Origin of the sequence: Streptomyces sp. NPDC091416, assembly GCF_044756845.1 — a bacterium.
In the GTDB taxonomy this organism is placed as follows: Bacteria; Actinomycetota; Actinomycetes; order Streptomycetales; family Streptomycetaceae; genus Streptomyces.
Genome location: NZ_JBIVTU010000004.1, coordinates 589933 through 602026, shown reverse-complemented (window position 1 = coordinate 602026; position 12094 = coordinate 589933). Strand labels below are relative to the sequence as shown.

Here is a 12094-nt window from a genome sequence, read left to right as displayed (position 1 = left end):
CGCCACCACGGGGGAGGCGGTCAGCGGGGCGGCCGGTGCGTCCGGCTCATGCCTGGGGAGCCCGGTCGAGGTCGGGGGTGGCCGCTGCCTTGGTCCCGCCGGGAAGCTGGACGTGCACCGGGGGCCAGTTTCCCCAGCCCGGTGCCGGTTCGGCGGCCACACCGCGCCACCAGGGCTCGACCGCCGGCGTATCGGCGGGCTCGAACGGCTGGCCCGGTCGCGGGGCCGCCATCGTCACACCGGCGAACTGCGTGGCACGCATGGACCATTCGGCGGGTTCGGCCCAGGGGTGGAGGGCGAGGTTGAACGTACCCCAGTGGATCGGCAGCATGACGCCCGCCGACGGGTCGTCGCCCTGGAGGTCGAGATGGGCCCGGACGCCCTCGTCGGGGCTCATGTGGATGTCCGGCCAGGCGCCGGGCTCCGGCCTGCTGTCCGTCCGGTCCTTCGGCCAGTACTGGCTGTACGCGCCGATCTGGATCATGGTCGCGTCGAAGGGTCCGTGCTCGGCGCCGATCTCCCTGAATCCGGGGAAGTAGCCGGTGTCGCCGCTGTGGTAGATCCGGTGTTCGGGTCCCGCGACGGCCCAGGACGCCCAGAGGGTGTGCTGCTGGTTGCGCAGGCCCCGGCCGCAGAAGTGCCGGGCGGGAGTGGCGGTCAGGCTGATTCCGGCGACGGTCGTGGACTCGTTCCAGTCGAGCTCGTGGATGCGGTCCGGGGAGACGCCCCAGCGCTCCAGGTGCGCCCCCACACCGAGCGGCACCGCGAAGACGGTGGCGGTGTCCGCGAGGGAGCGGATCGTCGGCAGGTCGAGGTGGTCGTAGTGGTCGTGCGAGATGACCACCACGTCGACCGGGCCGAGAGTGCCGAGCGGCACCGGCGCGGGATGCACCCGCTTGGGCCCGGCGAAGGCGAAGGGTGAGCAGCGGTCGCCCCAGACCGGGTCGAAGAGCACGCGTCGTCCGTCGATCTCGGCGAGCACGCTGGAATGCCCCATCCAGGTGAGCCGCAGGCCGGAGGCGGGCGGCTCGGCAAGGTCGGCGAGCGTCGTGGCGTGCACGGGCACGGTTCCGGTCGGTGCCCTGAGGACCCGCTCCTCCTTGCGGAAATAGACCTTCGCGAACTCCACGGCAGACCCGGAGGGCCTGATCCTCGCCCCCACCGGGTTCTGGAAGGTCCCGTCGGCGAAGTTGGGGGAACGACGGATGCGCTCCATGCGTGCGCCGTCCGGGTCGGCCCCGAAGGCTGCGGGACGCAGCGCACGCAGTCTGGTGCGGAGCGGAAGCTTGGAGTCAGCGCCGGTCACAAGGTCTCCTGAGGGAGTCGGTATCGTCTCATTATGGACAAGGGGGACGACTGTGCGAGAGCAGAGCGCCCAACGGGATGGCGCTCCGGATGGACCCGTTCAGCCACGCCGCTGCCCGTACACGTGCTCGACGCGCAGGCGCAGGACGATCCGGCGGTCCCTGACCATGGCCTTGCGGTAGTCGTCCCAGTCGGGGTGCTCGCCCTGGACGTCGCGGTAGAGCGCGATCAGCTCCTCCACGGTGGCGTCGTCCGGATCGGCGGCCACCGGGCTCAGCTCGGCCGTGCCGTCCACGACCGTCCAGGCCCAGCGGTCCTGGCTGGTCACGTGGTAGCTCGCCCGCGGGTCGCGCGCCAGGTTCCGGGTCTTCGCCCGGCCCTCGGTGACCGAGACCCGGACGATGCGCTCCTCGGGGTAGTAGAAGTGATTGACGTTGGAGAGCTGGGGTCTGCCGTCCCGCCTGAGCGTCACCAGCACGCCACCGTCCTCCTCGGCGACCAGCCGGAGCAGTGCCTGCTGCTGTGCATCGAATCCCGTCATGCCGAATCCAACGTCCGGTCCGCCCGCAGGATTCCGCATCCGGTGGCGGCGCGTTCCGCACACATCGGGATCCGGCCATCGCCACGCCAGGCCGGCACCCCCGCCGGAAGGCGCCCGGCGCCTGTCCCGCAGGCGGACTCCGGCCACCGCGCGGCCGCGCGGCGCAGGCCGCATTGACAGTGCGCTCCCGGCTCCCAATACTGACTGGCGATTCAGTAGAAGCTCGTTGGCCGGCCTCGGGGCGACGGGGCGGCTCCCCAGGTTCCCGGGCGCCGGCCCGGTCCCGTCCCGACCGCCGTGACCGAGGAGAGCCCCCATGACGACACCACCGGTGTCCCCACCCGCCCCGTTGATCTCACTGACCTGGACCGACCACGTCACGGGCCGCCAGGGGCACCTGGTGGTCGACCGGCTGGTGCGCGGGGTGTCGAGCGGCGGACTGCGCATGCGGGCGGGCTGCACCCTGGACGAGGTGGCCGGGCTGGCCCGCGGCATGACCATGAAGGAAGCGCTCCACTTCGACGCGGAGCGGACCGGAGCCCGCTACATACCGCTCGGCGGCGCGAAGGGCGGCATCGACTGCGACCCCCGCGATCCGGCCGCGTACGGCATCCTGGTCCGCTACCTGCGGGCGGTGCGTCCCTACGTGGAGAGCGTCTGGACGACCGGCGAGGACCTCGGGCTCACCCAGGATCTGGTCGACCGGGCCGCCGCGGAGGCCGGACTCGTCTCCACCGTCCAGGCGGTCTATCCGCTGCTCGACGACGAGGCCGGGGCGCGCCGGAGGCTGGCCGACGCCTTCGCCGTCGAGGTGGACGGCATCGGCCTGGACGAGCTGGCCGGCGGCTGCGGAGTCGCCGAGTCGGTCCTCGCCGCACTGGACGGAGCGGGGATCGCGTACGGCGAGGCGCGGGTCTCCGTCCAGGGGCTCGGCACGATGGGCGGGGCGACCGCCCGGTTCCTGTCCCGGGCCGGCGTGCGGGTGGTCGCCGTCGCGGACGTCAAGGGGACGATCGCGAATCAGGCGGGTCTCGACGTCGAGGCGCTCCTGAGCGCCCGGGACGTGTACGGCACGGTGGACCGCGGGGTGCTGCGCGGCACCGACCGGGAACTGCCCGCCGACGCCTGGCTGGACCAGGACGTGGACGTGCTCGTACCCGCCGCCGTCTCCTATGCCGTCGACCTGACGAATCAGGACCGGATCACGGCGCGCTGGGTCGTCGAGGCGGCCAACATGCCGGTCCTGCCCGAAGCGGAGGCGCTGCTCACCGGGCGCGGGATCACGGTGCTTCCCGATGTGGTCGTCAACTCCGGTACCAACGCCTGGTGGTGGTGGACCCTGTTCGGGGACATCGGAGCCGACGCGGACGAGGCATTCGCCCACATCCGGCACTCCATGCGCTCCCTCATCGAGCTCGTGCTGGACCGCGCCGCGGCGGACGGCTGCACTCCGCGTGCGGCGGCGCACGCCGTCGTCGCCGACCGGCTGCCGGTGATGGCCGACCGTTTCGGCTGGTTCCGCTGACCCCGCGACGACGGTGACCGGTCCGGGGTCCCGTCCCCCGGACCGCCCCGCCTGCCCGGAGCGGGCATTGGTTAGGGTGAGCCGTGGCCAGAGTGCGGTTGGGTGTGGCGGAGCGGCGCGAGGAGTTGCTGCGCGCTGCCGTCGAGCAGATCGAGGTACGGGGCGTCGCCGCCGTACGGATCGCCGATGTGGCGTCCGTGCTCGGTGTGAGCAACGCCCTGGTGCTCTACCACTTCTCCACGAAGGAGAAGCTGGTCGCAGCCGCGTTCGCGCACGCCGCCGAAGCCGATCTCGCCCATCTGCGCAAGCTCCTGAGCCGGCGCACCACCGCGGTCCGCAGACTGCGCGCCGCCGTGCGCTGGTACGCGCCGACGGGCCAGGCCAAGGGCTGGCGACTGTGGATCGAGGGCTGGGCTGCGTCCCTCCGCGACCCGGCACTGCGCAATGTCGCGGGCGATCTCGACCAGCAGTGGAAGGCAGAACTGGCCGAGGTCATCGAAGAGGGCGCGGCGGCGGGCGAGTTCCACTGCGACGACCCGATGTCCGTGGCCTGGCGGCTGACCGCGCTGCTGGACGGCCTGGCGGTGCAGATGACGTCGTACGCGGGTCCGCTGTCCCGGGCCACGATGCTGGAGTGGTCCGAGGAGGCCCTCGCCCGCGAACTGGGCATCGACCACGCCACCCTGACGGACCGCCCGTAGTCCGACGACGGCCCGGCGGTCGCTCGACCACGGATCGCCGGAGGCTCGACCGCAGCGCATCGGCAGCTCCCCCACGCATCGTCCAAGGACCGGCGGCGGCCCGCGGACACCCGTCAGGTCTGACGCAGAGGCGCGTAGGTGTCGCCCTGGAGCCCGAACGTCCACGCGACGCCCTCCTTCGCGGTCCTGGTGCGCGGTGGCACCCGCAGCCAGTACGTGCGATGCGTCCCGTCCGGCTCCGGAGTGGAGTTGACGACCTCCACCATGACCACGTCCTCGTCGCCGTCGAGCGGAATCCGCCAGAGAACGCCCGTCTCGTCCCGGTGCACCGGCTCGGCCCCCGACTCGGTGAGATAGCGGTCGTACCCGTAGAACTCCAGCATCACGCGGCGCAGTTCGGCGTTGTCCTCGGCACGGATCCGCTCGGGAGTCAGTGCGCCCAGCTCCGCGAGGAATTCGGCGGGCACGGGCATGCCGCGCCAGGCGTACAGGGCGAAACCGTCGCGGTAGGCGAGTGCGGGGCCGGCTCCGCTGTCCAGCCGGCCCGCCTCGTCGCGGTGCAGCGTATCGGGGCGTTCGCTCATCACCACGGCGCGCTCGTAGGGCCACCACCAGCCCGCGTTCCTCGCCACGGCCGCGAGGCCGTCGAGCCGCTCGCCCCTGCCGTCGAAGGCGGCGAGCCAGGCGGCGTCGTGCTGGCCCAGCACGGCGTCCAGGAGCACCAGCCGGACATCCGACGCGTCCTCGGGCCTCACGGCGAGGTCCGCCACGATCCCCGCCCGTATGCGGTCGGCGAGCGCCGACGTGGTCTCCCAGAGCTGGGCGCCGGTGGCGGACCACAGCGCGGACCAGCCGGCCGGACCCAACTCGTCGTACATACGGCGTCGTTCCTCCGCCCAGGGCCGTGTCCGCACGTCGTCCCGGACCGACCTTCCCGCGTCCGCCAGCTTCTCCACCGCCTCGACGGCGGCCCTGGGCGAATCGGCCCAGACGAACTCGGCCGGCTCGGCCAGCCCCGCGCCGCGGCAGGCGAGCCGGACCCCGTCCTCGGCCGCCGCCCGGTCCGCCGCACCGGTCGCCGCCGCCACGGCCCGCCATGAGTCCACGTACTCCATCGTTCTCCCCGTCCCCTGCTCCCTGTGTCCCGTGATCACCCGATCACGGGAGCCTGATGGTCCTGAACCGCTGGAGGCCCGCGGCCCCTCAGTCGGCGACGATCCGGACGGCCCCCGGTGCGTACTCGCGCTGGCGCACCACACGGAACCAGCCCTTCGGCAGCGATATCACCGCGTGTTCCTCATGCACCACGCGTCCGCCGTCGGGGAGGTGGAGCAGCATCGGGCCGAACACACCGCCCTCCCTGATCAGCCGGCCCGGACCCGGCACCGCGTGCGCGTGTCCGGTGACCTCGCCGAGCGCGAGCACCAGCCGGCCGCGTCCGTCGCGCAGTTCGCCCGGTGCCTCCACGAGGTTCGCGGGCACCGCGGACTCCTCCAGCGCCATGATCAGTACGTCGCCCTGCCGGTACACAGACGTCTCCCCTCCGCTCCGGCACCCGCTGTGCCGGCCATGTGGAAAACGCTACGACGGGGGTCTGACAATCGGCCGTCGAGCGCGGACGGCGGGGCCCGGCCGTTCCGTTGTCAGTGGGTCTTGATAGACCTTGCGGACATCAATCCGTTGCCGTCATCAGGAGCCCGGAGCCATGTCCGACGCGGACCACCTGCACGAGCTGCTCGGCCTTCCGGCCGTCGATTTCCAGTCCGGGACGAACGACCGCTCCCGGCCCGCCGCCGACGCGGCGGCCTGGCGCGTCTCGATCGAGCCGTACGAGGACGAGGACCGTACCTGGGAACAGGAGTTCACGGCGTTCCTGGACGAGGTCGACCCGGCCGGTGTCCGCGCGCTGATCATCGGGCAGTGGGGCGAGTCGTACGAGGAGAGGTCCTCGTATCCGATCGGTCTCGTCATCGCGGCTGCCGAGCGGCTGACCTCGCTGGAAGCGGTGTTCGTCGGCGATCTGACGTCCGAGGAGGCGGAGATCTCCTGGATCGAGCAGAGTGATGTCACCACGCTGCTCACCGCGTTCCCCGCGCTGGTGGAGCTGGGGGTGCGCGGCGGAACGAAGCTCGTCTTCCCGGCCACGAAGCACGAGAGGCTGCGCTCGCTGACCATTGAGGCCGGCGGACTTCCGGTGGAGGTGGTGCGAGGGGTGCTGGACAGCGAACTGCCGTCGCTGGAGCGGCTCGACCTGTGGCTGGGTGTCTCCGAGTACGGAGGCGACGCCGATGTCGCGGATCTGGCGCCGCTCCTGTCGGGGACACGCTTCCCGGCCCTGCACCATCTCGGTCTGCGCAACAGCGAAGTGGAGAACGAGATCGCGGCCGCTGTCGCCTCGGCCCCGCTCGTGGCCCGGCTGCGCACCCTCGATCTGTCCTGCGGCACCCTCGGCGACGAGGGCGCGGCAGCTCTGCTGGAGGGCCAGCCGCTCACGCATCTCGACGCTCTCGACCTGCACCACCACTTCCTCACGGAGCCGATGGAGCGCCGGGTCGAGGAAGCCCTGGAACCGCACGGCGTACGGGTCGACCTGTCGGAGCGCCGGGAGCCGTGGGGCGACCGCGGCGCGGCCGGCCGGTACGTCACGGTGTCGGAGTGACGGCGCGATGACGGACATCGAAGACCCCGGTACGTTCCGCGGCCTCCCCGGCCTCACCCTGCCGCCACCGGAGAAGGGCGGCGCGGACCCGGCGGTTCGGCCCCGGGCGGACTCCGTGGCCCGGCGGCCGGGCTGCGCCTGGGAGGGGCCCTCGTTCCCGGGGATGCGCGCCCGGGAGGGTGTTCACGTCGATCCCGACGCGGGCGACTACGGGGATCCCGAGGACGACGAGCACCGTCATGTCGCCGTCGGCGAGTAGCGGCCCGCCGCGTCTGGCGGTCGTCGGCAATCCCGGCAGCCGCCGGACCGGCCTCTTCCAGGACGCCGTGCGCGCCGCCGGGCTGCCGCGGGCCAGGACGCTGCCGTGGCTCGACGTGCTGAAGGGCAGGGCCGACTTCCTGCCCGGGGAGACCGTGCGCATCGAGTCGCCCGGCGAGGATGCCGAGGTCGACCGCCTGCTGCGCGGGACCGACGACCCGGCGCGGGTGGAGGGCTCCGCCCTCTGGTTCGCCCGGTTCACCTCGGCCGTACGGGACGTGTCACGGGCTGCGACCGCCGCCGGCGCGCTCCTGCTGGACGCCCCCGGTGACATCGCGGTGTTGTTCGACAAGCGCAGGTGCCACGGTGTTCTGGACGCCGCGGGCGTTCCGGTGCCCGCCTCGCCGACGTCGGGGCCCGGCGCGCGTCCGGTGCGGGGCTGGACCGATGTCCGGGCGCTCATGGCGGACCACGGCTTGCCGCGGGTGTTCGTGAAGCCGGCTCACGGGTCGTCCGCCTCCGGGGTGATGGCCGTGGAGACGGCCGGTCCCGGCCGGATCCGGGCGGCCACGTCGGTCGAGCGGGACCCGGCCGGCCGGCTCTACAACTCGCTGCGGGTCCGACGCCTCACGACCGAGCGCGAGGTCGCGGCGATCGTCGACGCACTCGCGCCGGACGGTCTGCACATCGAACGCTGGCTGCCGAAGGCCTCGCAGCGGGGCCGGGCCGCGGATCTGCGGGTCGTGGTGATCGACGGCCGTGCGACGCACGCCGTCGTGCGCACCAGCCGCTCCCCGATGACCAACCTGCACCTCGGCGGCGCGCGCGGCGATCTCGACGAGGTGCGGGCCGCCGTCGAAGCGGCGGGCGGCAGCTGGGCCGAGGCGCTGGCTGTGTGCGAGCGGGCAGCCGCCGCGTTCCCCGACACGCTGTGCGTGGGCGTCGATCTGCTGCCCGCCACCGGCTGGCGGCGCTTCGCCGTCGGCGAGGTCAACGCCTTCGGTGATCTGCTGCCGGGACTGACCGGTCTGCCGGGCAGCGGCGCCGAAGGCCTGGACACCTACGCGGCGCAGGTCGCCGCCGTACTGAACCGAGCAAGGAACCACCGTGTCAGCCCAACACCCTGAATCCTCCCCCGCCGGCAACGACCCCGACATGAACGAGGTCGTGGGCAGCCACGATCTGCTGCTCGTCACCCTGGACACGCTGCGGTACGACGTCGCGGTGGAGCTCGCGGCCGCCGGACGCATCCCGAATCTGGCCCGGCATCTGCCGGGCGGCGTCTGGGAGGAGCGACATGCCCCGGGCAGCTTCACGTACGCCTCCCACCAGGCGATCTTCGCGGGGTTCCTGCCCACGCCGGCCGCTCCCGGGCCGCACCCCCGGCTGTTCGCCGCACGCTTCGCCGGCAGTGAGACCACGGCGGAGCGCACGTTCGTCTTCGATACGCCCGACCTGGTCGCGGCGCTCGCGAGGGCGGGATACCGCACGGTGTGCATCGGCGGCGTCGGGTTCTTCAACGGGCAGGCGCCGCTCGGCTCGGTGCTCCCCGGACTGTTCCAGGAGGCGCACTGGGAGCCTGAGTTCGGCGTGGCCTCGCCCACGTCGTTCGAGGCGCAGGTGTCCCGCGCGGAGCAGGTCGTCCGGGAACTTCCGGCCGGCCGAAGGCTGTTCCTCTTCGTCAACGTGTCGGCTCTGCACCAGCCGAACTGGTTCCACCGGCCGGGGGCGACCCGCGAGGCGGGCGACAGCCGCGCCACCCACGCGGCCGCGCTCGAGTACGTGGACGCCCACATCGGGCGCCTCTTCGCCGCCGCGAGCAGCCGCCGCCGCGCCTTCGCCATCGTCTGCTCCGACCACGGCACGGCGTACGGCGACGACGGCTACACCGGTCACCGGCTCGGTCACGAGTCGGTCTGGACCGTTCCGTACGCGCATTTCTTCCTGGAACCTGGAGCCACCGCACGATGACCAGTCCGCACACCACCCGCCCGTACCAGAGCTACGTCTACGCCTATCCGCACAAGACGGCCTACGGCAGGCTCGCCGGGCGTCCGGGCGGGAAGCCCGCGCTGAGCGACGTGTGGGCGGGCGAGAGCAAGGAAGCGCTCTCGCTCTATCTCCACATACCCTTCTGCGAGGTCCGCTGCGGCTTCTGCAACCTCTTCACGCGCATCGGCGCGCCCGACGAGCTGACCACGCGCTACCTCGACGCGCTGGACCGCCAGGCGACCGCCGTACGGGATGCGCTGGGCGACACGGAACCGGTGCGCTTCGCCGCCGCCGCGTTCGGCGGCGGCACGCCGACGTTCCTGACCGCGGGCGAGCTGGAGCGGCTGTGCGACATCGCGGAGAAGCGGATGGGCGCCGACCTGCGGTCCGTGCCGCTGTCCGTCGAGACCTCGCCGTCGACCGCGACCCCCGACCGGCTGGCCGTCCTCGCGGACCGGGGGACGACCAGGATCAGCATCGGTGTGCAGAGCTTCGTCGAGGCCGAGGCCCGGGCGGCAGTCCGTCCGCAGCGGCGCGCCGACGTGGAGAGCGCCCTGGGCCTGATCAGGGACAGCCGCATCCCGGTCCTGAACATCGACCTGATCTACGGCATCGACGGCCAGACCGAGCGGAGCTGGCGCACCTCGCTGGACGCCGCGCTCCAGTGGCGGCCGGAGGAGCTGTACCTCTACCCCCTCTACGTCCGTCCGCTGACCGGGCTGGGTCGGCTCGGAGCCGCTGACGAGGCCGCGGCGGACGCGGTCTGGGACGAGCAGCGGCTGCGGCTGTACCGGGCCGGCCGCGACCATCTCCTCGCCCACGGCTACGAGCAGGTGTCCATGCGGATGTTCCGCCGCGCCGGCGCGCCGCGGGCCGAGGGCCCCGACGACTACGCCTGTCAGACCGACGGCATGATCGGCCTGGGCTGCGGCGCCCGCTCGTACACGTCCGGGCTGCACTACTCCTTCGACTACGCGGTGGAGATGCGCGAGGTGCGGGCCATCATCGACGGCTACACGGCCACCGAGGACTTCTCGCACGCCGAGGTCGGCCGGTTCACCGACGGCGACGAGGCACGCCGCCGCCATCTCCTGCAGTCCGTGCTGCAGGCCGAGGGACTGCGCGTGTCCGAGTACCGCGAGCGGTTCGGTACGGACCCGGACGAGGACTTCCCCGAGGAGCTCGCCCGGTTCGATGCCCGGGGCTGGCTCGACCGCGGCGCGTCGGCCGCCGGACTGCTGCGCCTGACCCCCGAGGGACTCGCCCACTCCGACGCGCTGGGCCCCGACCTCTTCTCCCCTGCCGTGCGGGCCGCGATGGCCGCGTACGAGCTGAAGTGAGCCCCGCATGGACCTGACGATCCTCTACCGCGGCCCGCTCGCGTCGTGCGATTACGACTGCCCTTACTGTCCGTTCGCCAAGCGCCGGGACAGCCGGGAACAGCTGCGGGCCGACCGGGCCGCGCTGGAGCGCTTCACGGCGTGGGCGGCGGCGCAGACCGGCGACCGGATCTCCGTGCTGTTCACCCCGTGGGGCGAGGGTCTGGTCCGTTCCTGGTACCGCCGGGCGGTGGTCGAGCTGGCCCGGCTGCCGCACGTCCGACGGGTGGCGGTCCAGACGAACCTCAGCGGCCGTACCCAGTGGCTGGCCTCGGCGGGTGCCGCCGGACGCGACAAGATCGCGCTCTGGTGCACGTACCATCCGGGCCAGACACCGTACGAGCGCTTCCTCGGACGGTGCGGGGAGCTGGTGGCCCTGGGGATCCGCCACAGCGTGGGCGTCGTTGGTCTGGAGGGCCACCTCGGCGAGGCGCGCCGGCTGCGGGCCGCCCTGCCCGAGGAGGTCTACCTCTGGGTCAACGCCGCCGAGGGGCACACCTACACCGACGAGGAGGCGGACCGGTGGACGGCGATCGACCCGCTGTTCCCGTACAGCCGGCACCCGCACCGCTCGGCGGGGCTGCCCTGCCGGACCGGTGAGTCGGTGATCTCGGTGGACGGCGACGGCACGGTGCGCCGCTGCCACTTCGTGCGCGCGGAGCTCGGAAACCTCTACGACGGCAGCTACCGCGCGGCGCTGGGCCCCCGGGCCTGTCCGCTGTCCGTCTGCGACTGCCACATCGGCTATGTGCACCTGGAGACGCTGCCGCTGTACGACGTCTTCGCCGGCGGGGTCCTGGAGCGCATACCCGCACCGCCGCTGTCCCCGGTCGCCCCGTTCGCCCGGGGCGACTGAGAACCACGGACCCCTCAGAGCGGCAGCAGGTCGGGCCGCTTGGCCTCCACGTGGTCACCCGAGGACTCACCGCGCAGTCGCCTTCCGATCCACGGGACCAGGTACTCACGCGCCCAGTGGATGTCGTCGCGCCGTACTTCGAGGGCTCCGCGCTGGGCCTGCGGCGGCCATTCCTGGTCCGGATCGGCGGGCACATCGAGGCCGAGGACCTGCGCGGCGCGCAGCGCGACCCGGGTGTGGCCCTCGGGCGACAGGTGCAGCCGGTCGTTGTCCCAGGCACGCCGGTCCTGGACCGAGCGCAGGGACCACAGGTCGAGGACCGGGCAGTCGTAGCGGTCGGCGATGGACCGTACATGTGCGGTGTAGGTGGCGATCTTGCCGCGCAGATGCCGCAGTACGGGAACGTTGCGGGTGTCGAAGCCGGTGGTGACCATGACGGTGCCGACCGACCGGGTCAGGTCGGCGACCGCGCGCTCGAAGCGCTCGGCCACGTCGTCGGGATCGGTGCCCGGCCGGATGATGTCGTTGCCGCCGGCGCAAAAGCTCACCAGATCGGGGGCGAGTTCCTTGGCGCGCGGCACCTGCTCCTCGACGATCTGGTCGAGGAGGCGTCCTCGTACGGCGAGATTGGCGTACCTGAAGTCTCCGTGAGCGGCGCCCGTCGCCGCGCCGGGGTCCGGGAGCTGGTCCGCGAGGAGGACCGCGAACCGGTCCGCCCAGCCGACGAAGGTTCCGTCCGGGCCGGGGTCACCGACTCCCTCGGTGAAGCTGTCGCCAATCGCCGCGTACGACCCGATGGCGCCCTGTCGGTTGATGACGCCCTGCTGGATGTTGTTCGAATCGTCTGCCACAAGGGCATATCCTGCACCGCCGAATGT

General features: G+C 72.5%; 13 protein-coding genes. 8 read left to right on the top strand and 5 right to left on the bottom strand.

Annotation, left to right across the window (positions count from 1 at the left end; translation table 11 throughout):
* Nucleotides 1–46 precede the first annotated feature (46 nt).
* Together ACIQMX_RS16205 and ACIQMX_RS16200 are read right to left on the bottom strand one after the other, a co-directional pair.
* Nucleotides 47–1306, bottom strand: coding sequence for an MBL fold metallo-hydrolase (locus ACIQMX_RS16205; protein WP_363076194.1), 1260 nt, complete (start codon nucleotides 1304–1306; stop codon nucleotides 47–49).
* Between the two features lie 99 nt (nucleotides 1307–1405).
* Complete coding sequence (locus ACIQMX_RS16200; protein ID WP_402478422.1) at nucleotides 1406–1846, bottom strand: PPOX class F420-dependent oxidoreductase; 441 nt, start codon at nucleotides 1844–1846, stop codon at nucleotides 1406–1408.
* A 316-nt stretch (nucleotides 1847–2162) separates the two neighbouring features.
* Between ACIQMX_RS16200 and ACIQMX_RS16195 the strand changes: the two genes are divergently transcribed.
* Nucleotides 2163–3371 (top strand): Glu/Leu/Phe/Val dehydrogenase dimerization domain-containing protein, encoded by a 1209-nt coding sequence (locus ACIQMX_RS16195; protein WP_402478420.1) that lies wholly within the window; start codon nucleotides 2163–2165, stop codon nucleotides 3369–3371.
* A 104-nt stretch (nucleotides 3372–3475) separates the two neighbouring features.
* Nucleotides 3476–4072: a TetR/AcrR family transcriptional regulator gene (locus tag ACIQMX_RS16190; RefSeq protein ID WP_363076296.1), complete on the top strand. Its 597-nt coding sequence runs from the start codon at nucleotides 3476–3478 to the stop codon at nucleotides 4070–4072.
* A 113-nt stretch (nucleotides 4073–4185) separates the two neighbouring features.
* On the opposite strand, the gene ACIQMX_RS16185 is transcribed toward ACIQMX_RS16190, so the two are convergent.
* Together ACIQMX_RS16185 and ACIQMX_RS16180 are read right to left on the bottom strand one after the other, a co-directional pair.
* Nucleotides 4186–5187 (bottom strand): DUF6745 domain-containing protein, encoded by a 1002-nt coding sequence (locus tag ACIQMX_RS16185; RefSeq protein ID WP_402478417.1) that lies wholly within the window; start codon nucleotides 5185–5187, stop codon nucleotides 4186–4188.
* A gap of 88 nt (nucleotides 5188–5275) precedes the next feature.
* Nucleotides 5276–5602, bottom strand: coding sequence for a hypothetical protein (locus ACIQMX_RS16180; protein WP_363076186.1), 327 nt, complete (start codon nucleotides 5600–5602; stop codon nucleotides 5276–5278).
* A 175-nt stretch (nucleotides 5603–5777) separates the two neighbouring features.
* On the opposite strand from ACIQMX_RS16180, the gene ACIQMX_RS16175 reads away from it, so the two are divergent.
* From ACIQMX_RS16175 to ACIQMX_RS16150, 6 genes are read left to right on the top strand one after another with little or no spacing between them, the layout of a single operon-like run.
* Entirely contained in the window at nucleotides 5778–6731 is a 954-nt protein-coding gene (locus tag ACIQMX_RS16175) for an STM4015 family protein (protein WP_363076184.1), read from the top strand.
* Nucleotides 6732–6738: 7 nt separating this feature from the next.
* Complete coding sequence (locus tag ACIQMX_RS16170) at nucleotides 6739–6990, top strand: hypothetical protein (protein WP_402478414.1); 252 nt, start codon at nucleotides 6739–6741, stop codon at nucleotides 6988–6990.
* Nucleotides 6971–8116: an STM4014 family protein gene (locus tag ACIQMX_RS16165; RefSeq protein ID WP_402478412.1), complete on the top strand. Its 1146-nt coding sequence runs from the start codon at nucleotides 6971–6973 to the stop codon at nucleotides 8114–8116. Before ACIQMX_RS16170 ends, ACIQMX_RS16165 begins: the two co-directional genes overlap by 20 nt.
* Nucleotides 8117–8144: 28 nt before the next feature.
* Nucleotides 8145–8960 (top strand): STM4013/SEN3800 family hydrolase, encoded by an 816-nt coding sequence (locus ACIQMX_RS16160; protein ID WP_402478501.1) that lies wholly within the window; start codon nucleotides 8145–8147, stop codon nucleotides 8958–8960.
* Nucleotides 8957–10321, top strand: a complete 1365-nt coding sequence (locus ACIQMX_RS16155) for an STM4012 family radical SAM protein (protein WP_402478409.1) — start codon at nucleotides 8957–8959, stop codon at nucleotides 10319–10321. The genes ACIQMX_RS16160 and ACIQMX_RS16155 overlap by 4 nt, the downstream gene beginning before the upstream one ends.
* 7 nt (nucleotides 10322–10328) lie before the next feature.
* Nucleotides 10329–11216 (top strand): STM4011 family radical SAM protein, encoded by an 888-nt coding sequence (locus ACIQMX_RS16150; protein ID WP_402478406.1) that lies wholly within the window; start codon nucleotides 10329–10331, stop codon nucleotides 11214–11216.
* 14 nt (nucleotides 11217–11230) lie between these two features.
* Here ACIQMX_RS16150 and ACIQMX_RS16145 read toward each other — a convergent pair whose 3' ends face one another.
* Nucleotides 11231–12067, bottom strand: coding sequence for an SGNH/GDSL hydrolase family protein (locus tag ACIQMX_RS16145; RefSeq protein ID WP_402478403.1), 837 nt, complete (start codon nucleotides 12065–12067; stop codon nucleotides 11231–11233).
* Nucleotides 12068–12094 lie beyond the last annotated feature (27 nt).